The organism is Vibrio sp. H11 (assembly GCF_004804295.1).
GTDB lineage: Bacteria > Pseudomonadota > Gammaproteobacteria > Enterobacterales > Vibrionaceae > Vibrio > Vibrio ostreae.
The window spans coordinates 368,747-389,203 of sequence record NZ_SSHN01000001.1 but is presented as its reverse complement, the minus strand read 5'-3'; the positions used below and the strand labels follow the sequence as shown (position 1 = coordinate 389,203).

At 53.3% G+C, this 20,457-nt stretch carries 27 protein-coding genes; 13 read left to right on the top strand and 14 right to left on the bottom strand.

What is annotated here, in order from left to right:
• Window positions 1-15 precede the first annotated feature (15 nt).
• The 9 genes from fliS to E6C74_RS01950 all read left to right on the top strand — a co-directional run bounded on the left by fliS (window position 16) and on the right by E6C74_RS01950 (window position 5,971).
• The gene (fliS, locus tag E6C74_RS01990) at window positions 16-402 is read left to right on the top strand and encodes a flagellar export chaperone FliS (RefSeq protein WP_136482858.1); all 387 of its coding nucleotides are present in this window, start codon (window positions 16-18) and stop codon (window positions 400-402) included.
• A complete protein-coding gene (locus tag E6C74_RS01985; RefSeq protein WP_136482857.1) occupies window positions 386-700 on the top strand; it encodes a LafD in 315 nt (104 codons plus the stop codon). Before fliS ends, E6C74_RS01985 begins: the two co-directional genes overlap by 17 nt.
• A 2-nt stretch (window positions 701-702) precedes the next feature.
• A complete protein-coding gene (locus tag E6C74_RS01980; RefSeq protein ID WP_240798106.1) occupies window positions 703-1,842 on the top strand; it encodes a flagellar hook-length control protein FliK in 1,140 nt (379 codons plus the stop codon).
• A gap of 21 nt (window positions 1,843-1,863) precedes the next feature.
• Window positions 1,864-2,361: a flagellar basal body-associated FliL family protein gene (locus E6C74_RS01975; protein ID WP_136482855.1), complete on the top strand. Its 498-nt coding sequence runs from the start codon at window positions 1,864-1,866 to the stop codon at window positions 2,359-2,361.
• A 10-nt stretch (window positions 2,362-2,371) separates the two neighbouring features.
• Window positions 2,372-3,100, top strand: coding sequence for a FliA/WhiG family RNA polymerase sigma factor (locus E6C74_RS01970; RefSeq protein ID WP_136482853.1), 729 nt, complete (start codon window positions 2,372-2,374; stop codon window positions 3,098-3,100).
• Between the two features lie 9 nt (window positions 3,101-3,109).
• A complete protein-coding gene (gene motA, locus E6C74_RS01965; RefSeq protein WP_136482851.1) occupies window positions 3,110-3,967 on the top strand; it encodes a flagellar motor stator protein MotA in 858 nt (285 codons plus the stop codon).
• Complete coding sequence (locus tag E6C74_RS01960) at window positions 3,967-4,965, top strand: flagellar motor protein MotB (protein WP_136482849.1); 999 nt, start codon at window positions 3,967-3,969, stop codon at window positions 4,963-4,965. The genes motA and E6C74_RS01960 overlap by 1 nt, the downstream gene beginning before the upstream one ends.
• A 77-nt stretch (window positions 4,966-5,042) precedes the next feature.
• The gene (locus tag E6C74_RS01955; protein WP_136482847.1) at window positions 5,043-5,330 is read left to right on the top strand and encodes a hypothetical protein; all 288 of its coding nucleotides are present in this window, start codon (window positions 5,043-5,045) and stop codon (window positions 5,328-5,330) included.
• A gap of 128 nt (window positions 5,331-5,458) precedes the next feature.
• Complete coding sequence (locus tag E6C74_RS01950; RefSeq protein ID WP_136482845.1) at window positions 5,459-5,971, top strand: copper resistance protein NlpE; 513 nt, start codon at window positions 5,459-5,461, stop codon at window positions 5,969-5,971.
• A gap of 138 nt (window positions 5,972-6,109) precedes the next feature.
• On the opposite strand, the gene E6C74_RS01945 is transcribed toward E6C74_RS01950, so the two are convergent.
• Genes E6C74_RS01945 through flgB form a run of 12 tightly spaced genes read right to left on the bottom strand, consistent with a single transcriptional unit; the run spans window position 6,110 to window position 16,144 of the window.
• Complete coding sequence (locus E6C74_RS01945) at window positions 6,110-7,150, bottom strand: flagellin (RefSeq protein ID WP_136482843.1); 1,041 nt, start codon at window positions 7,148-7,150, stop codon at window positions 6,110-6,112.
• An 11-nt stretch (window positions 7,151-7,161) separates the two neighbouring features.
• A complete protein-coding gene (flgL, locus tag E6C74_RS01940; RefSeq protein ID WP_136482841.1) occupies window positions 7,162-8,061 on the bottom strand; it encodes a flagellar hook-associated protein FlgL in 900 nt (299 codons plus the stop codon).
• Between the two features lie 9 nt (window positions 8,062-8,070).
• On the bottom strand, window positions 8,071-9,444 hold the full coding sequence (gene flgK, locus E6C74_RS01935; protein WP_136482839.1) for a flagellar hook-associated protein FlgK: 1,374 nt from the start codon (window positions 9,442-9,444) through the stop codon (window positions 8,071-8,073).
• Window positions 9,431-10,018: a rod-binding protein gene (locus E6C74_RS01930; protein WP_136482838.1), complete on the bottom strand. Its 588-nt coding sequence runs from the start codon at window positions 10,016-10,018 to the stop codon at window positions 9,431-9,433. The genes flgK and E6C74_RS01930 overlap by 14 nt, the downstream gene beginning before the upstream one ends.
• A complete protein-coding gene (locus E6C74_RS01925) occupies window positions 10,018-11,139 on the bottom strand; it encodes a flagellar basal body P-ring protein FlgI (RefSeq protein WP_168796927.1) in 1,122 nt (373 codons plus the stop codon). Before E6C74_RS01925 ends, E6C74_RS01930 begins: the two co-directional genes overlap by 1 nt.
• Window positions 11,139-11,810, bottom strand: coding sequence for a flagellar basal body L-ring protein FlgH (gene flgH / locus E6C74_RS01920; RefSeq protein ID WP_136482834.1), 672 nt, complete (start codon window positions 11,808-11,810; stop codon window positions 11,139-11,141). Before flgH ends, E6C74_RS01925 begins: the two co-directional genes overlap by 1 nt.
• A 28-nt stretch (window positions 11,811-11,838) precedes the next feature.
• Window positions 11,839-12,624 (bottom strand): flagellar basal-body rod protein FlgG, encoded by a 786-nt coding sequence (gene flgG, locus E6C74_RS01915; RefSeq protein WP_136482832.1) that lies wholly within the window; start codon window positions 12,622-12,624, stop codon window positions 11,839-11,841.
• Window positions 12,625-12,649: 25 nt separating this feature from the next.
• On the bottom strand, window positions 12,650-13,381 hold the full coding sequence (gene flgF / locus E6C74_RS01910; protein ID WP_136482829.1) for a flagellar basal-body rod protein FlgF: 732 nt from the start codon (window positions 13,379-13,381) through the stop codon (window positions 12,650-12,652).
• 11 nt (window positions 13,382-13,392) lie between these two features.
• Entirely contained in the window at window positions 13,393-14,637 is a 1,245-nt protein-coding gene (flgE, locus tag E6C74_RS01905; RefSeq protein WP_136482827.1) for a flagellar hook protein FlgE, read from the bottom strand.
• A 27-nt stretch (window positions 14,638-14,664) separates the two neighbouring features.
• On the bottom strand, window positions 14,665-15,348 hold the full coding sequence (gene flgD, locus E6C74_RS01900; protein ID WP_136482825.1) for a flagellar hook assembly protein FlgD: 684 nt from the start codon (window positions 15,346-15,348) through the stop codon (window positions 14,665-14,667).
• Window positions 15,348-15,779, bottom strand: a complete 432-nt coding sequence (flgC, locus tag E6C74_RS01895) for a flagellar basal body rod protein FlgC (protein ID WP_136482823.1) — start codon at window positions 15,777-15,779, stop codon at window positions 15,348-15,350. Before flgC ends, flgD begins: the two co-directional genes overlap by 1 nt.
• A gap of 2 nt (window positions 15,780-15,781) precedes the next feature.
• Window positions 15,782-16,144, bottom strand: coding sequence for a flagellar basal body rod protein FlgB (gene flgB / locus E6C74_RS01890; RefSeq protein WP_136482821.1), 363 nt, complete (start codon window positions 16,142-16,144; stop codon window positions 15,782-15,784).
• Window positions 16,145-16,360: 216 nt separating this feature from the next.
• Here flgB and flgA point away from each other — a divergent pair, with 216 nt between their 5' ends.
• The 4 genes from flgA to E6C74_RS01870 all read left to right on the top strand — a co-directional run bounded on the left by flgA (window position 16,361) and on the right by E6C74_RS01870 (window position 18,706).
• Window positions 16,361-17,050, top strand: a complete 690-nt coding sequence (gene flgA / locus E6C74_RS01885; RefSeq protein ID WP_240798105.1) for a flagellar basal body P-ring formation chaperone FlgA — start codon at window positions 16,361-16,363, stop codon at window positions 17,048-17,050.
• 179 nt (window positions 17,051-17,229) lie between these two features.
• On the top strand, window positions 17,230-17,511 hold the full coding sequence (gene flgM / locus E6C74_RS01880; RefSeq protein WP_136482818.1) for a flagellar biosynthesis anti-sigma factor FlgM: 282 nt from the start codon (window positions 17,230-17,232) through the stop codon (window positions 17,509-17,511).
• A 23-nt stretch (window positions 17,512-17,534) separates the two neighbouring features.
• Entirely contained in the window at window positions 17,535-17,978 is a 444-nt protein-coding gene (flgN, locus tag E6C74_RS01875; protein ID WP_136482816.1) for a flagellar export chaperone FlgN, read from the top strand.
• Window positions 17,979-18,049: 71 nt separating this feature from the next.
• Window positions 18,050-18,706: a lytic transglycosylase domain-containing protein gene (locus tag E6C74_RS01870; protein ID WP_136483184.1), complete on the top strand. Its 657-nt coding sequence runs from the start codon at window positions 18,050-18,052 to the stop codon at window positions 18,704-18,706.
• 68 nt (window positions 18,707-18,774) lie between these two features.
• Here the strand turns inward: E6C74_RS01870 and E6C74_RS01865 are convergent, their stop codons facing one another.
• Both E6C74_RS01865 and E6C74_RS01860 read right to left on the bottom strand, forming a co-directional pair.
• Entirely contained in the window at window positions 18,775-19,092 is a 318-nt protein-coding gene (locus tag E6C74_RS01865) for a DUF1244 domain-containing protein (RefSeq protein WP_168796926.1), read from the bottom strand.
• A 204-nt stretch (window positions 19,093-19,296) separates the two neighbouring features.
• A complete protein-coding gene (locus tag E6C74_RS01860) occupies window positions 19,297-20,172 on the bottom strand; it encodes a Tim44 domain-containing protein (protein ID WP_136482814.1) in 876 nt (291 codons plus the stop codon).
• Between the last annotated feature and the right edge of the window lie 285 nt (window positions 20,173-20,457).

The following is a 20,457-nucleotide window of genomic DNA, read 5'->3' as shown; positions in this document are numbered from 1 at the left end:
TCGGGAGAACTTTTTATGTTAATGGATTCAGGCTACGACTCTTACCAACAGGTCGATCTGGACGCACAAGCCGCAGCAGCCACCCCACATCAGTTGGTGGTGATGCTGATCGACGGTCTGCTGGATGAAGTGGAACGCGTGCGTGGCCACATCCAAATGGGCCGCCTGGCCGCGAAAGGCACCGGCATTAATAAATGCATGAATATTCTGATTGGTCTGGATAGCGCTCTTGATTTAGACAACGGCGGCGAGCTGGCGCAAAACCTTCATCAATTGTATGACTTTTGTCAGGTCGAACTATATCAGGCCAGCGTGAACAACGACGTCGAACGACTCGGCGCCGTTGAAAGCGTGATGGAAAACATCAAACAGGGATGGATGAATTTTGGTCAACAGGCATAAGGTCTCGCCGGAGCGTTTCCGGCACCTGGCCCAAAAAATCAAAATCGCCGCCAAACTAGAGGACTGGCGGGCACTGGCACGCTGTGACAGCGAGTTGCGCGAGTTACTGCACAGCCACAAGCCGTTTGTGAGCGAACCTTTGTTGGCTGACGTCATCAATGAAGTAAAAAGCGAGCATCAGATCGCCTTGCGCGCACTACAGGCAGCCACCAAAGCACTCGAGTCAGAAATGGAAACCATGAACGCCCAGCAGGAGCGTGCCCTCGCCTACCAACTGGCAATGACGATGGAGATGTAACGATGCCAAGTAGCCAAACAATGCAAAGTGTGATGCCTGCCCAGACATCGGCGGCGCAGCATAAGCAAAGCGCCACCCGCAGCGAAATCAAACAAGCACGTCAGTTTGACGGCCAGTCATCCGGCCAGGCAGATGGTTTTCGTCTGGCGTCAAATTCGACGGCATCTCGCTCAGGTTCTGCTCAATCGACACCCGAGGATAAAGTAGCCAGTCAGTATGCGGCCATTGCTGAGAAGGGCTCTGCACTGCCGGAGGCGCCAGTCGTTGCATTGAGCGCCGACAAAACCGGACAGGCGGACGCGAACAATGACGGTGATAACACAGACTCAGAACAAGAAATGTTTGATCTGATGCAGCAGTTGTTTGCTGCTGTTGCCATACCGAGTGATAAACCGGTAATGACCGCTCAGGCGCTGTCAGCAGGCGCTCTACCAAACAACACGGGCGTTGAGAGCGCAATGTCAGTCAGCAATTCCGCATCCTCACTCAATCAGAACACGACTGGCTCAGCCGCTCAGGTATCTGCACTCAGTTCACAGCTGCTGCCTGGGTTAACCGGCGACCAGGACATGCCTCTGCATAAAACCGCATCGCTCAGTTTGGACAATGTGCAGCCCGTGCCATCTGCCACAGGAGTAACAACTGCAACGACGACGGCCTTATCGTCAGTACTGACCGGTTCGACAGCCAGCAGTAACGGCGGCGCAGAATGGGCCAGTGTCCGCATTGACACTCAGGCGGGTAAATGGGGTGAGCAAATGCTGCAGGTTCTGCAGGATAGGGTAACCCTGCAAGCGCAGCAAAATCTGCAGGAAGCCAAAATCAGACTTGACCCGCCGGATCTGGGCAAACTGGATTTGACGGTACGGGTTGAAGGCGATCGTCTCAGCGTACAAATCCACGCCAATAGTGCCGCCACCCGCGAAGCGCTGATGCAGGTTTCTGACCGTTTACGAGCGGAATTACAAAACCAGAACTTTGTGCATGTCGACGTCAATGTCGGCTCGGAGCGTGGCGGTCAGCCGCAACATCAATCCGATGCGCAGGAAGACAATACCACGACGGTTTTCGCCGCCCGGAACAGCGATTCATCGACGCCCAACCTTTCGATGTCTGAGCACTGGCTCAGTACTCAGGCCTGAGGCTCATAGCAGGAAAAAATCATGACCAAAAAGCAACTCACTCTTATTTTTATCATCATGCTGGTGGCCAGTATTCTTGTCTCAGCCGGTACCGTTTTCGGTGGCCTGTGGTATATGAAACAATCGTCTGCCAATCAGTCCGCCGAAGACTGGCTAAGCGGCACTCCGCTTGCTTTCCTGACTGAAGAAAACAGTACTGAACAAGCGCCCAGTTATCATTCGCTGGAAAAAGTGGTACTGAGCGTCAAAGGTAAACAGCAGAATCACTTCCTGATGCTGGAACTGGCCGTGGAAACGCGCAATCCGGAGAAAATCGCCAACCTTAACGATTACATGCCGGTGGTCGAAAATTCACTGATCAAACTGTTCAGCGATAAAACCTATGAAGATTTACAAGCCGACGGTGCGGTGGATCATCTGCAGCGCGAGGTCAAACAGACCATATTGACCGCGTTTGACAAGACCCCGCTCATCCGCCACATCGATGACGTCCTGCTGACGAAATACGTCGTACAGTAAGGGCGCTGATATGTTGGATATGCAATATCAGGACAGCTATGACATCTCGGATGATATCGCTTCACCCACGTTACCGATTGATGAAAACCGTCTGCTGAGCCAGTTTCAGCACTTGGTTAAACGGGTGTCTAACCAGCTACGCGTGCATGCCACGACCCATTGCAGCATTGAAGACATGCAGCAAATCGGTTTGATTGGCCTGCTTGAAGCCGGGCGTCGCTACGGCAACCTCGACGATCCTAATTTTCCTGCCTTTGCGGTATGTCGGATTCGCGGCGCCATTCTGGACGAACTGCGCCGACTCGACTGGCGTTCGCGTAAAACCCGCCAGCAGGCGCACGAGCTGAACGACGTCACCCGGGATCTGACCCGCAAACTGGGTCGTCAACCCAATGACCAGGAAATTATCCAGGCCTTGGGTAGCGACGAAAAAGACTACTACGCCCGTCTCAATGCCTCACTGGCCGGTGAAATGCAAAGCCTGGATCAACTGCTGGAAAACGGGATGGAACAGGTCGCCGAAGGCCGTGATGACGGCATGAGGCAGGAAAACCTGCGCCGCAGCCTGGAACAAGCGGTCAGTCAGTTGTCGAAGCGCGATCAACTGCTGCTGACGCTGTTTTACCAACATGAATTGAACTTACACGAAATTGCGCTCGTGCTTGATCTGACGCCTCCGCGCATCTGTCAGTTGCATAAACAGGCGCTCAAACAACTTAATCTCTATATGTCCTCTTAGGAGTCAGTTATGCAAAAGTTTCTTGGCGCCATTACCATCCTGATATGTGTTTTTGGCGGCTATATGTGGGCCGGTGGTAATCTGGGCGCCATCTGGCAGCCTGCCGAATATCTGATTATATTCGGCGCGGCGCTCGGTGCGACCATCATCGGTAACCCGCCGCACGTGATTAAAGAGATGCGCCGCCAATTGCGTCAGTTGCTGTCGCCGCCGAAAAATGAACAAGACTACTACATGGAGTTGATGGCGGTATTGCAGGTACTGCTGGAAACCGTGCGCAGCGGTGGCTTTAAATCGCTCGACCGCCATATTGAAAACCCGGACCAAAGCCCGATCTTTTCTCGCTACCCTCTTATCGCGGCGGACAATCGTCTGGTTTCCTTCATTGCCGACAATTTACGTTTAATGGCAATGGGACAGATGTCGCCTCATGAACTTGAGGGGTTACTTGAGCAGGAAATCGAAGCGATTCAGACCGATTTACTCCTTCCGTCCCGCTCTTTGCAGCGCACCGCAGAGGCTCTGCCCGGGTTTGGCATTCTGGCGGCCGTAGGCGGCATCATTATCACCATGCAGGCTATCGACGGCTCAATCGCCATGATTGGCTACCATGTCGCTGCGGCGCTGGTCGGTACGTTTGTCGGCATCTTCGGCTGCTACTGCTGTTTTGATCCGGCCAGCAATGCAATGGCGCAGCGGGTAAAACGTGACATGACCGCTTATGAGTGCGTACGTGCAACCCTGGTTGCTTACGTAGCGAAAAAACCGACCTTGCTGGCGATTGACGCCGGCCGTAAACACATCCAGCTAGACATTAAACCGACCTTCAGTGATATGGAGAAATGGCTGGCGGAACAGGAGGCATAATGCAGAAACAGGAGCACGTGGTTTTCAAGCGCGCGAAAGGTGGTCATGACGAAGAGCATCATGGCGGCGCATGGAAAGTCGCGTTTGCCGATTTCATGATAGCGCTGATGGCGCTGTTTCTGGTTCTGTGGGTCATGCAGGTGGTCGATAAAGAAGAGCGCAAAGCGATTGTCGCCCACCTGCACAGCTCAAGTGTGTTTGACCGCAGCTACGGTAACCCGTTTGATACTTCGCAAAGCATCTCACCGATCGATCTGGCCGCCGATTCGTCGGTGCTCAGCAAGCATGACTCCAATCACACCGTAACCTCATTTAATAATGGTAACGGTGAAGGGCCGGAGTCGGATGCTCTGCTGCCGGGCACCTTTGATACCCAGGCTCAGCTCGCGACGCTGGCCAAAGTGGTTGAGGAAATGATGCGGCAAATCAATGCGCAGGGTAATGTCAACGTCTCGGTGACCCCGCAGGGCCTGCGCATCGTTCTGCAAGATGACTTTAAGCAGAATATGTTCAGCCGCGGCGGCAGCGAAATCACGCCGTTTTTTGAAGATCTCCTGCTGGCTCTGGCACCGGTGTTTAAACGGGTTGAAAACCCGTTGATCATCAGTGGTCATACCGACTCCACCGCGTTTAAACAACGCTTTGGCAGTAAAACGAACTGGGAACTGTCGGCAAACCGCGCCAATGTTGCCCGTCAGACGCTGGTCGCAGGCGGAATGCCGGACCAGCGTGTACTGCAGGTGACCGGGATGTCGGACCGGGCGCTGCTTAATCCGGAAGAGCCAGATGGCAGTGAGAACCGCCGGATTGAGCTGTTTGTCCTGACCACACCAGCCGCCAAAGTGCTGGAAACTTTCTTCGGTGATAAACAACCGGGCGAGCTGGACAAGGCCCGAGGCGAGGCCAGTTTTAATCAGCCGGTTCGCCGCGAGCCTGCCATCAGCCGCCAGCAAGAGGTCAGGCTTGAGATCAATGCCAATCACCAAGCAGACTCTTAAAACGGTCTGCTAACGGACCGTCATAACCTGCCCTGTAGATCCGGGGCAGGTTCCATCAGCATGATTCAGAGAACGTTATGCCGCAGCTAACCCGACACACCAACCACAAAGACACTTTAAAGAAAGCCTTTCTATGGCTGATTGTGCTGGATTACTGTCTGCTGGCCCTGTTTCTGACCCAACTGACCAACCTGACCCTGCATGCCGGCACCAGCATCAGCTTGCTGCTGCTGATCTACAATATACTGCTCAGTTTCCTCTGTTTTCAGCGCACCAGTCAGCGCGACGCCTATATCATCTATCCGACCCTCTCAGCGACGCTGCTGGCGTTCATTTGTTTCCTTTATTTCTTCTTCCTTATCTAATTCACAGAAATCTAACAACTTCCTGACCGCGCCGGTAGAAAGCATGACCACGCACTGACGGTTCTGACATGAGTTTGGTGAATAATCTTTTCAACCCTGTCCACACAACAAATAGATAAGGATAAAAGATGAAAAAAGCGATGTTCGCCCTGAGTGCACTGACGTTTATTTTGGCTGGCTGTGACACTGCGGAAAACGCGGCAACGCAACAAGCAGAACCGGTTGCCGATACCCTGCCAAGTAAAGTCAGCGATTCAGTTGCAACCGTAACCGACAGTGTTTCTTCAGCGGCTAATGCAGTGACTGAATCGATTGAAGATGGCGACGCAGCCAACTGGCAAGGCACCTATCAAGGCACTCTTCCTTGTGCTGACTGCGCAGGTATCGACTACACCCTGACTCTGAACGAAGATCAGAGCTACAGCCTGGTGCAGGCTTATCAGGGTAAAGAAGGTGCAGAGCCAACCACTTCTGAAGGTAAGTTCCACTGGAACGACACCGGCAGCGTAATTACTCTGGAAGATGGTTCCGAGACACCAAACCAGTACTTTGTTGGTGATGATATGCTGATGAAACTGGACATCAATGGTGAGAAAGTGACCGGCGATATGGCGGCACTGTACAATCTGCAAAAGCAGTAATCATCGGACAACTACAGTAATCAATCGGTAAAAACAGCTATTCGTGCTGTATGCGGATGTAACAATAACGCCGGCCCAGAGGCCGGCGTTATTGTTTATTCTGTAATGAAACGGATTATTCTGCAATGAGCCGAATCTTCAGCGCAGCAGTGCCACGACCGTGTGACGACGTACATTAGCCTGCGCATTAAGCGCCTGATAAGTAGAGGTAAACGTATCACCCGCGGCATAAAAGCTTTCCAGCTTATCTGCCACGCCATCCACCGCCAACACCTGGTTCTGCTCACGCAGCGTCTGCATCTGACTATTCAGTTCGCTGTGATAACTGCGTGCCTGATCCAGACTGACCTGCACCTGCTGTAAGTGCTGATTGACCTTAGCAATGGTCTTTTTGATGCCGTCACGTGAACCCAGATCAAAGCGCAATTCAGCAATACCATCCGGCTCAGATTTGAGCGTCAGGGTATTGGCCTGCCCGGCCGGGAAACGGTGTCCCTGCCCGGTGACCATCACCTTTTGCTTCATCTGCTTATAGGCCGTATCTGTGGCCTCAAACACGATATTGCCATCACTGCCCAGAGAAGCTCGCATCCCGAGCGGGATCAGGCTGCGATCCAGCATTTTTACCGTTTTACTGCCATCGCTACGACCATCAAACTGCATCAGCACCGACTGACCCTGCGGAAAATCCAGACGAATCTGCTCAGCCTTATCCTGCAAACGCTGTACATTGAGCCCCGGCACGGAAAAGCGGCGCAGATCGCCCTGATTCAGTTGCAGTTTCAGCTCGTTACTCACCACGCGCTGACCATCAAAGCGGGCGTGTTCTAGCGTGCTGTCGAGCTGCATTTTAGAACGGGTCAGCGTCTCTTTCAGATTGGGGACCCGCTCAACGCCCTGTGTCACTGCCTGAGTGAGACTGCGCTTAATATGGGTGAGTTCTTTACCAGCAACCTGCAGGGTTTTTGTGGCGATCTGCACCGATGTCGCTTGCTGCTGCCCGGCCGTCAGCCGTAATGCAGAAATGGAATAGGCTGACGGTGGGTCAGCCTGGAAAGTACGGTTACGCGGTGGATTAAAGCGCGGACTTTGTGTCGTGCGGGAAGGAGTAATACTCGTCTGATCCTGCCCGGTCAGACGTATTCCCTGACCGCGCACTTCCACTGTACTCATCACCATAGTGTTAACCTCTAAATCCGGTCAAACAGCGACAGACCGTCAATTTTGACGTAGCTGGCCTGAGTCGCCTGCAGTGCGGCCATGAAGTTACTCAGACGCACTGACGCTTCACCATAATCTAATGCCGACAGATCGCTGGTAACCTTATCCACGAACAACTTGTTCTCACCATGGGCACTGTCGAGCAGATCCAGGTTATTTTGCCGTCCACCCAGTTCGGTGATGGCCGCCAGCACATTATCCATCGTGCCATCCACAGCGTTGAGTGTCGTCGCGACCTGGTTCTGAAAATTGGCCGTCGGTGCCTCAAATTCGGCAATCAGATCATCGATCGAGTTGAGTACATTACTGCCAGCGCCTAAATCGAGCAGATCGCGAGCCGTCATATTGGACTCCATGCTCACCCCTTTGGCCACCGTAACCACGCGTTTATCCGTATTACCCTGAATCACATAAGACCCTGTACTGTCGTCCAGCGCAGCCGTATTACTGGCGGTACCGGAAAACAGATAAGCGCCCTCTTCATCCTGAGCATTAAAAGAAGAGGCGACCGAGTCGCGCAGGCTATGCAGTTCAGTCACAATCGCGGTGCGGTCCGCATCAGTCAGGGTATCATTCGCCCCCCACAAAATGCGGTCACGAATGTTCATCAGGCTGCTGTTCGCCGCATCCAGATACACTTCCTGACTCGACAAGGTAGTTTTCACATTGGCGATATTGCTCTGATACTGGCTGATGGCGCTGTCTTCACGATCCAGGTTGAGCAACTTAATCGAGGCCATCGGATCATCCGACAGTTTAGTCAGGCGGTCACCGGTCGCCATCTGCTGCATGACAGTGCCCAGACCGGCATTATTAGTCTGCAGGCTCTGCAACATCATCTGACTGAATTGAGTGTCACTGATTCTCATCCTGACTCCTTAAAATAACTGTAATACGGTATCGAATAGCTGATTGGCGGTACTGATCACCTTCATATTGGCATTGTGCGCATTAGCAAAGGTCATCAGATTGGCCGCTTCTTCATCGCTGTTGACGGCACTGACGTTATCCCGTTTGGCGATAGCCTGTTCATTCATGGTGGTTTTCGCCTGAGAATCCGACTCGGCCTGACGCGCTTTAATGGCGACTTCTCCTACCATACTGGTAAACGCATCATTGAGTGACTGAGTGCCAAAACCGGCAATGGAAAAGGGTTGATTACCTATCGCAATCAAGGCCTGAAGATTGTCACTGTTGCCGGGGTTTCCGTCACCGGACAGTGCCAGCTCAGTGGCGGTAATATCCGTCATGGTCAGGCTGGCTGCCGGGTTATCGGGATCGTAACTGAACAATGCTTTGCCAGGCATCCCATCCAAATCCAGCCCCTGGGCCAGCTCTGAATTAAAGGCATCCGCCATTGACTGCGCCATGTCATCCACGGCAGTCATGTAGGGTTTCAGCACCTCGGTCTGGTAGTCGTTCAACGCGCCGATTTCACCGCCCATCTGACCGGGAATGGCAAAACTCTGATTACCGAAGACCACCTGCATGTTCGCCATATAAGCGTCACTGCTGTCCGGAACAGCCTGTAAAGTACCGAATTCAGAACCCATCACTAACGGCTGACCGTTGCTGAGCGAAATCTGCATACTGCCGTTGGCCTGATTGGTGGTTTTGACCTCGACCATCTGCGACAAATCACCGACCAGCGCATCGCGTGTATCCATCAACTGAGCCGGGTTACCGCCGGTCCCCTGCAGTTCAACGATTTGCTGGTTAATCTCGGCAATGTTGCTCAGCAGGCTGTTGGCCTGACTGACCGCCGCACTGCGCTGTTCGCTCATATCCTGATGCTGGTTATACAGCGACTCAGTCAGGGTATTAAAGCGGCGCGACAGCGCTTCCGCTTCATTGATAATCTGCTGACGCAGCGGGGTCGATTCAGGTTTGGTCGAGGCATCATGCAGCGCCGCAAACAAGCTATCGAGCCCGGCGGAAAGGCTGAAACCGTCCGCACCCAACGTATTTTCAATCTGACTCATATTGGTGGTATAGCGCGAGGCATAGGCCGATTCACTGCCGGTCGACCAGGTCTGTTTGACCAGAAACTGATCAGTCACGCGACGGATGCTGGTCACCTGAACCCCCATCCCCGCGCTTAAACTGTCATATTTGCCGCCACCGACTGAGGCCATCAGGGCTTGCTGGCGGCTGTAGCCGGGCGTATTGACGTTAGCCACATTCTGCGCGGTAACATCGAGCGCAACGCGGTTCGCGTTCAGTCCGGTTAAAGCTATGTTAGTCAAGTTCATGTCCGATCTCGCTCCATGGTCGAATCAGTGGCTGAGCGAAGGCCGTATTGACCATCACTTTGCTGTTTTGCTCTGGGTCTAAGGCGGCATGAAGCGGAGCCGGGTTAAGTTCTGCCTGTAATCCGGCTGCATTTTGTGACTCCGCTTCCGGGATAGAAAACATCACGCTCTCTACCGGTACGATATCTGCACCAATCGCGGCAAATGAACTGTCATTGACTGAATTGGCTTGCGCCGCACTGAGTCCTGCCGCCGGCCCCAGTTGGCGCACCAGCATATCGGCTATGCCGGCGTTGTTCTTCTTGGCCAGTTCAATCGCCAACTGACCATCGTACATATCGCGAAATACCCCCTGCTGCTGGGAGGAAAACGGGCTGTCCTGGTCAGCCAGCGCATCGCTGCTGCTGCGCATCTGACGCAGCACCAGTTGCAGGAACATGGCTTCAAACTGGCCGGCCACCTTTTGCAACGCCTCACCTTTATCCGCGGCATGTTTGATATTGGCCAGCGCGCTGTTGTCATGATAAAGCACGGCATCGCCGGCGACGGATTGGTTGGAATGGTCAATTTTCATCAGATCACCACCAGTTCGGCATTCAGGGCGCCGGCTTCATGCAGGGCCTGTAAAATGGACATCAGATCGGTCGGCGTTGCACCCAGGCTGTTAACCGCATTGACTATGGTATTGAGCTCAGTGCCTGCCGGCCAGATCATCATCTGCGCCTGCTCTTCATTAATATCCACATTCGACTGGTCGACGGTTTGGGTCTGGCCGCCAGAAAGCGCGTTCGGCTGGCTGACCTGCTGTGACTCGCTGATGCTGACCGTCAGGTTGCCATGACTTACCGCGGCTTCGCCAACCTTGACGTTCTTACCAATCACCACAGTGCCGGTGCGGGAGTTAAACACAATACGGGCTGGTTTACGGCCTTGCACCACACTCATCTCTTCCAGCATCGACATCATGATGACACGTTGCTGGGTGTCCTGCGGCGCGCGCATTTCAACCCGACCTTTGTTGATCGCCACCGCGACTTTGGGACCAAACGTATCGTTGATTTCACGGGCGATATTTTTCGCCGTGGTAAAGCTCGCTTCACGCAAGTTGAGCGTCACCGTATCGCGCTGGTTGAAGTCGGTCGGGATCTCACGCTCCAGAGTCGCGCCGTTTGGCACACGCCCCGTGGTTGGGGTATTGATGGCAATGCTGCTGCCACTGCGTCCCTGGGCCGACACGCCACCAACGACGACATTGCCCTGGGCCACCGCGTACACTTCGCCGTCAACACCACGCAGCGGTGTCATCAGCAGCGTACCGCCACGCAGGCTTTTTGCATCACCAATCGACGACACGACGATATCCAGCGTCTGGCCCGGCCCGGCCATAGGATCAACCGATGCGGTGACACTCACTGAAGCCACGTTGCGCAGTTTAGGATCGGATGATTCATCAATCTGCACCCCGAACTGGCGCAGCATATTAGTGATGGACTGGGAGGTAAATTCGACCTGGTTGCGGTCACCCTGACCATCCAGTCCCACCACCAGACCATAACCAACCAACTGGTTTTGACGAATGCCCTGAATATCCACCAGATCCATCAGCGGGATAGCAGCTTCCGCTTTCACTCCCGGCGTCAGACCCAAGCTCAGCACCAGCAACAGCGTGGTCAAAAATGCGTTATGTTTTATCATCAGAATGGCATCCATGGACTGTTAAAGAATTGCGTCAGCCAACCGGAGGCATTGCTGTCTGCCAGCGCGCCGCGACCGGAGTACGTAATGCGCGCATCGCCGATACGCTGTGAAGAGATTTGGTTGCTGCGGCTGATGTCATCCACACGCACAATGCCGGTCAGGCGAATAAACTCATCCCCCTGATTGAGGCGAATCCACTTTTCACCACGAATACGAATCACGCCATTAGGTAAAACCTCACTCACAGTGACCGTAATGGCCCCCTGCAGACGGTTGCCCTGCGAGCTGGACGCACTGCCGTCAAAAGCGCGATTGCCATCTATCGAGGCAGAAACATCGTCAAACGTTTTGGCACCAATAATCGGCGCCGCCAGGCCAACACTGGAGGATTTACCATACTGGGTATCGGCACTTTTACTCGATTGGGTCGACTCAGACAGCTGCACGGTCAGGACATCGCCGACCCGATAGGCCCGGCGGTCCTGAAACAGAGTCATCGCATAGTGATGGCGATAAAGGCTGCCGGACTGAGCCTCAGGCAGAGAGTAATCAAGCTCCGGCGGACCATATTTTTCTTCGTCCGGTGACGGCAGGCCAAACTCCTCCCGTCCGGCACAACCAGCCAGCACCAATACACTCAGTAATCCGACTTTGCTCAGCGTTGTCATCACCTTTTCCTTCATCGCTCACTGCCCCTTACATTGACTGCGCAACGAACTGCAGCATGTCATCGGCGGCCGAGACCACCTTGGCATTCATCTCGTAGGCGCGCTGGGTGGTGATCATATCCACCATTTCTTCCACGACTTCAACGTTTGAGCCTTCCAGCACACCTTGTTTGATACTGCCAACGCCGTCTTCACCCGCCACGACCTCATCAGCAACACCACTGGCTTCCGTTTCACGGAACAGGTTACCGCCCACCGCTTCCAGACCGGCCGGGTTAATGAAACGCGCCAGCGTGATCTGACCGATTTGCTGTGGCGCCGGATCGCCGGCACTGGTCACACTAACCGTACCGTCCACACCGACCGACAGAGAAGTGGCGTTATCAGGAATCTGAATCTGTGGTTGCAACGGCAGGCCCTGGCTGTTGACCATCAGTCCTTCAGAATTGACGTGAAACTGGCCGTTGCGGCTATACATGATTTCGCCGTCAGAGTTTTCAATCTGAAAAAAGCCCTGCCCCATCACCGCCAGGTCCATATCCTGACCGGTGTTTTGGGTGTTGCCCTGGGTAAAGACTTTTTGGGTGCCGACCACGCGTACACCGCTACCCAGTTGAACCCCGGTTGGCAGTTCATTGACCTGATCGACCTGAGCGCCCGGCTGACGCTGGATGCTGTAAAACAGATCCTCAAACACCACCCGATCGCGTTTGAAACCAACCGTATTGACGTTGGCCAGATTGTTGGAAATGGCGGTCATCTTGGTGTCCTGAGCCGCCATACCGGTTTTGCTGACCCATAATGCTGAATGCATGGGAAATTCTCCTTAGTGTGAGCGCTTAGCTGTTGCTCATTAATCGGTTTCCGGCCTGAGCCAGGGTTTCGGCGCTTTTCATCATGCGGATTTGCATTTCGAAATTGCGTGTCAGAGACATCACGCTCACCAGCTCATCAATCGCCGAAACGTTACTGCCTTCAATATGTTCCGGTGCCAGTTGCACCGTATCATCGGCCGCGAACGGCACGCCATTCACACTGTGCAGCAGAGCATCACTCTCTTTTTGTAATTGAGCCGGCTCCGGCTTAACCCGCTTTAAAGTCCCCACTTCAATCTCGGCCCCCCCGCCCGGCGGCATCACGGAGATCACACCGCGTTCACTCACTTCCACCTTTTGAAAGTCAGGCAGTACTAACGGGCCGTTTTCACCGATAACGGCAAAACCGTTAATGGTCAGAGCGCCATTAACATCAACCGAGATATTACCGGCGCGGGTGTAAGCTTCCCCGCCATCGGGGGTCTGTACGGTCAGGTAGCCGTCACCCATGATCGCCACATCCAGTGCGCGACCGGTTTTGACCACATCACCGCTGTCAAAACGGGTCGCGGCCGAGTTGGTGACCACCATGGTACGACCATCGAACCCTGCCCCCTGCAACGGCACACTACGTACCCGCTCCATATCGGCGCGGAACCCCGCTGTATCGGCGTTGGACAAGTTGTTGGAGCGCACATGCTGGGCTTTGAGAACCCGGCTCGCGCCTGACGTTGCAGTAAACAGCAAACTATCCATGTTCCGCTCCGTTAGATTGAATTGAACAGAACTTGCATCAGTTCATCTTCAGTTGAGATGGTTTTGGCGTTAGCCTGGTAGTTACGCTGCGCAGTCATCAGACCAACCAGCTCACCAGTCAGATCAACGTTTGAGCCTTCCAGCGCACCCGGCGTCAGATCGCCCAGAGTTCCGGTACCCGGCACACCCACAGTCGGGTTACCCGAACCAAAACTTTGCGTCCAGGAAGTGCCGCTGACCTTGGTCAAGCCCTGCGGGTTGGCGAAATTAGCCAATACAACCTGACCTTGCAGCTGTGACTCACCATTGGTGTAAGTGGCGTAAACCATGCCGTTATTTTCAACCCGTACCCCGGCCAGCTCGCCCGAGGTGTAACCGTTTGGATTGTTAGTACTGACACCAAAGTCAGCGCCAAACTGGGTACTGCCGGTCAGTGACACATCAATGCTCATGGCTTCGGCACCGGCAGCCGGGAAAGTGACGTTAAACGCGCTGACCGGAGAGTTAAGCGTACCGTCGGTATTGAAAGTGACCGGAACGGTGTCAACCACAGCTCCACCGTCCACCTGGACATTCACTTCCCAGCTGTTGGCGTCGGTTTTGGTAAAATACTGGGTGACGGTGTGGCTGTTACCGAGCGAGTCAAACACTTGCGAGGTATATGACGAGTTGAACGAGGTTGGATCATTGGGATCAAAAGCCACCGCTGTCGAGTCATAAGCCGGATTCGCCGGGTCCAGAGCCGGATCGCCCGCCGCAACCAGATTGATCGCGCTCGCGCTGGCATCAAAGTTAGCCACAAACTGCAATGAGTCAGTCGCACGCGCCGCCAGAGATGAGGTCGCGATTTGCACATCACCCACAGTACCCGTCATCAGGTTGTTGTTGGCATCCACGCTGTAGCCCTGCAATTTGGCACCGGTGTTGCCCACAACGTAGTTGTTGCTGTCGGTACCGAACACACCGGCACGGGTGTACAGGGTTTGTCCCATACTGTCTTTAGTGACGAAAAAGCCACTGCCGTTAATAGCCAGATCCATTGCACGACCGGTGCCGCTGATTGAACCGTTTTCATCAAAGTTCTGTGAAATGGACGCCACTTCCACCCCCCCAGGCTGCATTCCGTTATAAACGGCAGAGAATTCGGTGCGCGAGCCTTTAAAGCCATAAGTGGAAGCGTTGGCAATGTTGTGACTGATGGTGTTCAGTTCCGAGTTGGATGCATCTAAGCCACTCAGCGCAATGTTTAAACTCATAAAATAACCTCTGTATCCTTAAGGGGATTAAGCACCAAATTGGGTGATCTGATAAAAAGGAATACTGCCAAGACCGGCAATATTGACCAGCGGCGAACCGCCGTTACTCGGAATACGTACCTGCTCGACCGCGCCGGCCAGCAACACGTTCGGACTGGCCTGGCCATCCTGAACCTCGACCGTGACCTGATAACTGCCCGGTTTCAGGCCCAGTTCCTGGGGATCAATAGTGAAATCGACATCGCCGGCCGGATGAGCGCCAAGCGGCAGCTTGGTGCTTTGACCAAACTCATCAGTGATAAGCAGATTGACCTGACTCGACGCGTATTCGAGTTCGACTTTGCCGCTTTGTGGCGCTTCTGCACCGAGCTCAAACTGGTTAGCGGACACCAGCACGGTCTGACCGACCAGACCTGCGGTACTCAGTACCTGCATGTTATCCAGCAGCACCATGCTGTTTTGCATCAGGCTGGTCATGTTCTCTGTACTCTGCACCTGAGAAAACTGCGCTAACTGACTAACGTATTCGGTGCCATCAAGCGGGTTGAGCGGATCCTGATTCTGGATCTGCGCCACCATCAGGCTGATAAATTCATTTTGCAGCGACGATGCCGAGTTAGCATCGACACCATTAGCCGCGATAGCGCCGCCGGTTGTGGTGGCAGCGCCACTGGTATCGGCCGATAAAGCATTAAACTGTGCAATAGTCATTAGCTGCCCTGCCCCAGACGCAGCAGCCCCTGCTGCATACTCTTCACGTTGGAGAGCACTTCAACGTTAGTCTCGAAACTGCGGGTCGCCGACATCATATCGGCCATTTCCGCCACCACATCGACATCCGGGTAATAGACATAACCTTCGCCGTCTGCCAGCGGGTTGCTCGGTTCAAAACGTTTTTCCGCTTCGCCCTGCGCTTTCACCACATCGACAATGCGTACTTCCGCACTCGGATAATCTTCGCCTGCGGTCAGTTGGCTCTTGTTGTATACCGTCGCAAACACCGGCTTGAGTGCCCGATAGGCATCATCCGGGTTAGCCGACACGGCATCGGCGTTCGCCAGGTTACTGGCCACTGTGTTCAGACGCACGGTCTGAGCATTCATTGCCGAGCCGGCAATGGAATAGATATCAGTAAATGCCATGATTAACGTCCTTCAATTGCTTTGGCTAAACCACTGAATTTCATATTGAGAAATGTCAGACTGGTTTGGAAATCCATACTGTTCTGCGTGAATTTGCCCTGCTCGACACCCAGCTCAACCGTATTACCGTCTTTGCTGTTCTGATAAGGAATTGCATATTTAGTGTTAACCAGCAATTCCGGTACGTCCGGGTTCACTCCGTGCAGACCCGCGCTGCGCATCGCGGTGGTGAAACTCAGGTCTCTGGCGAGGTACCCCGGGGTATCAACATTTGCTAGGTTACTCGCGAGGACTTTGGTACGCTGAACCCGAAAATTCAGAGCCTCGGGATGAACTCCTAACGCGCTTTCAAATGAAATAGCCATGCATCTTCCTTACAAGTTGGCTCAAGTAGCCCTGAGAAGAAACAAGATGCATGCCACAAAACAAAACATTTATTATCAATGACTTACAAAACAACAAGGAAGATAGGCTTCCGCATATCGGAAGCAAGAGCGAGGCAAGGGGAAACAGCCTCAGGGCGAGAACACATCAGACCAAAACCAATAACGCAGCCCCGTGCCGGCTTCGTCTTGGGTGGAATGCTGCTGCTCATCAGCCTGCCTTTAAGTGCCAATCCCCAGCAGGAACAGTTAATACGCCATACTGTGCGATCCGCACTGCAGCAAGAAACTGAGCAGACCGCGGCGCTACATCAATGGCCTGCTTACCAAACGGACTGGGAGATCTGGGTGCCGGGCGCGGCCAGTCACCTGCCGGAATGTCCCGGCAAGCTTGTCGTCACCGGACGCGATAACCAGTTACTGCCGGTCGGACGTCTGAAACGTCAGGTCAGTTGCGAACAAGGGCAATCCCCCTGGCATATCAATGTCACCATCAAAGCATCGCTGACGTTACCGGTTGTCGTCACTCAAACAGCCTTGTCACGTGGTCAGTCGCTGGATGCCTCCATGCTGATGATCGAGAAACGAACGCTCGATCGGGCCGATGAATTTTTCACAGATATCCGGGACGCGATCGGAATGGAAGTATCAAGAAGAGTGCGCAGCGGCGACATTCTCAGCCCGACATTAGTCAGCAAGCCGCCTTGGGTTCTTAAGGGCAATCAGGTTGTCATCATCGCCGCTAAAAACGGCATCAATGCCAGTACCCAAGGCGTCGCACTGGAAGATGGAAGCCAAGGAGACCAGATTGAGGTGCAAAACAGCACGTCACAGAAAGTCATCCATGCCGTGGTCAGCGGCCTGAATCAGGTTCGAACTCAATTTTGACTGAGCGGATTTTATTGACTCAAGGTAACATTTTTAGCCCTCAGCACTCGAATGGCAGCGCGGATTTCGGGTACAAAACCGCGCGATAAATTTTTCTTACCAAAATAGCCGTCAGATTTAATTCAGCACGGCGGCCGGTCGCCTATCGGTATTGACGACGAAGATTGAGGACCCCAGCTATGAAAATTGACAAAGTCTCCGGTGGACACGTACCGCAAACGGCGCTGCAACAGAGCAGTAAACAACCGCTGCAAACTCAAAGTGCCACTCCGACCAGCGAACCGGCGATGAACGCCAACACCGTTGCACTGGATAAAGCTCAGACCGAACTGGCTCAGCTGCCGGATGTGGACATGGCTAAAGTGGAGCAGGTGCGAGCGATGCTGGCTAAAGGCGAGTTAAACCTGGACAGCAAAGCATTAAGTCAGGCGCTGATGCAATTTCATACCGGCCACGAATAACGCGGCAAGAAAGGGAAGCAGTCATGGCCTTAAACCGCGGACAACTCATCCAGAGCTTTTTGTACACCATCAATGAAGATGTCAGAATGTATCGTCAGCTACATCAACTGCTGCAGCAGCAAAAAGCACTCTATCTGCAGTTTGACGGCGAGTCTCTTGGCAACAATATTCGTCAGCAGGTTCCGCTGCTCAATCAGCTCAACCGCAACGCGACCCAGCGCTCACAGTGTCTGCAACGACTGGTTTTACCTAATGACCAGGCTGGCGTAAAAATTCTGTTTGGTGCACTGCCTCAGCATCTGCAGGAACGGGTACGCAAGCAATGGCGTGCGCTGAACACAATGATCGAACAGTGCCAGCACCTCAATCAGAGCAACGGCCACAGCTCAGCTATGCTGCACGAATTACTGGCAGAAATGACCAATCCGTCCCCGTTCTATCAGGAGTGCAGCAGCGCGACACTATGAATCAAGGTTCCCTGTTGTACCGCCTTTCCCACTCCAAGTTGTGTCGGTTAGCCGGGAGTCTCCTTTTTGTCATGCTGGTGCTTCCGCTGACCAACGCCCAGAGCGCCGCCCAAACCTTTCAGCAGCAAATTGTTCGCCAGCACGAGGTGTTATCACCTTATCAGACGCAGATTTCCGCTCGTTTTGACCTTTATCAGCCTCTGCTCGGACATATATTCAGCCAGCTTAAAAAGCGCAGCCTGCCACCTCAACTAGCTCTGCTGCCCATGCTCGAATCGTCTTTGAACCCTGACGCTATTTCCCATGCTGGTGCACGAGGCCTGTGGCAACTGATGCCCGCCACAGCGCAGCGTTTTGGTCTTACGATTACCCCGCAGGATCAACGCCTGGATGTATTTCACAGTACCGATGCGGCGCTTCAGTACCTGACATTTTTATATAACAAATTTAGCGGCGACCTGGCGCTGACCATCGCTGCCTACAATGCCGGAGAAGGCCGTGTTGCCCGCGCGATGGCGCGAGCCAACAGCCGCGAGTTTGAACACTTAATCCTGCCAGCTGAAACCCGCCAGTACGTGGCTCGTTTTTATGCCCTCAATGGGCTGGTTGATGTGGACAAGCTCGATAGCGGGAGCTTTAGTCCACTGATGTTGTTCAGCAGCCAACCCAGGATCACCCGCCAGCCTCTGATTGACCTTCAGCCTCTGCCCCCTCTGGTCAAACTGTAGCGAGCAAAGCCCCTTCATCGTCGTTCAACGACGACAAAAAAGCCGCCAGGAGAGGCGGCTTTAGACCATTATTTTTTCTGACGCGCTTCAAACGCGGCCATCTGCTCTGGCGTTGCCGCTGGCTGATGATTGGCTTTCCACTCATCGTAGGTCATGCCGTACACACGCTCACGAGCATCATCAATATCCAGATCTAATCCCAGCTGTTGCGCTTCGGCCAGGTACCATTTGCTGAAACAGTTACGGCAGAACCCTGCCAGAATCATGAGGTCGATATTCTGCACATCTTTATTATTATCCAGATGCGCCAGCAGGCGACGGAACACCGCTGCATCCATTTTATCCTGTTGTTCTTGGGTCAGATCTTTATGTTTAAATTCGGCCACGGGATTTTCCTTTCTTGTTGTCTGCCTGCCACCGGCCAAAGCAGACCAGTCACAGAGGTGTATCTGTTATTTATAACACGCTGCCAGTTATTTATAAAACTCACACCGCTATTTTAAAACTCATAAAGTCATTATAAAACAAGCAAAAAAAAACGCCCGGGACGAGCCCGGGCGCTGAGATTCCGCACTGGTGACTGAGGGAAATTACCCTTGAATACCAACAATCAGCCATGGTGCATTCGGCGTTGTCAGGTCACGTTCCAGGTGCCAGATATCCTCGATATCCTCTTCGATACCTTCACCCGCATCACGGTAACGGCCGCTGAACTGCAGGCTCAGCTGTGCTTTGCTCGCGTCATAATCGGCACGTACGATTTCTGCATCCACATACATCACGTCTGTCTGTGGAGCCGAGTCAATCTTGGCACGCTCTTGTTTCAGATCTTCAAACAGGCTTGGTGACACATATTCCTCAATGGTGTGCAGCTGGTTGTGGTTCCAGGCACCTTGCAGAATACGGTAATGCTCACGCGCACCGTTGATGAACGCCACGCGATCAAAACCGGCCGGTAAATTGTGCGGTACATCGCTTTGCATCGTGCTGCCAAAACCACCTGCCGGTGCCTGCGGCTGCTCAAAGTTGTGCACATTCGGCTGTTCAAACTGGTTGCGGTTCATTCCGCCAAACGCCGGTTGCTGCTGGTTCATACTGCCCTGCTTGGCCCCCAACACTCCGCGCATCAGTTTAAAGATCACGAAGGCAATCAGACCCATGATCAGGATATCCATAAACTGGATACCTTCAAAAGCGCCACCGAAGAAGGCAGCCAGCAAACCACCAGCCAGAAGGCCGCCCAGCAGACCACCCATTAATCCTTTTTTAGAGGAATTCTGTGCTGTTTGTGTGCCGTTTTGTTGTTTTAGCGAATTGGTCGGTTGGCTACTTTGCGTCGGCGCAGGCGATGTGTTGTAGCTTTTACCAAATGACTTACCGCCACCAAATTTTTTGGCAGCATCCGCCACTGGAGTAAACGCAACAGAAACCATCACTAATGCGACCAGAGAAAACAGACGTTTCATACTTATCCTTAGCTCGTTACTGGTAATGGCCCTCAAAAGGACCCTAAACCTATTTTGATACCGGGTCATCATAGCGGCTTCAATATCACAATCAAACATTTTGCTTTTGCTGACTTGTATCAGGATATTGCAAACTTCGTTCGGACATAATGAACCATTTGCGGTGTTAGGTTGTCTAAACCCCATCAACAGCCTTTGATTTTCAAAGCGTTGCTTTAGATTTTCATGGATCCCGAACGGAACTCAACCGACAAGCGATGTTACAAACGGCAGCAATAAAGGCCG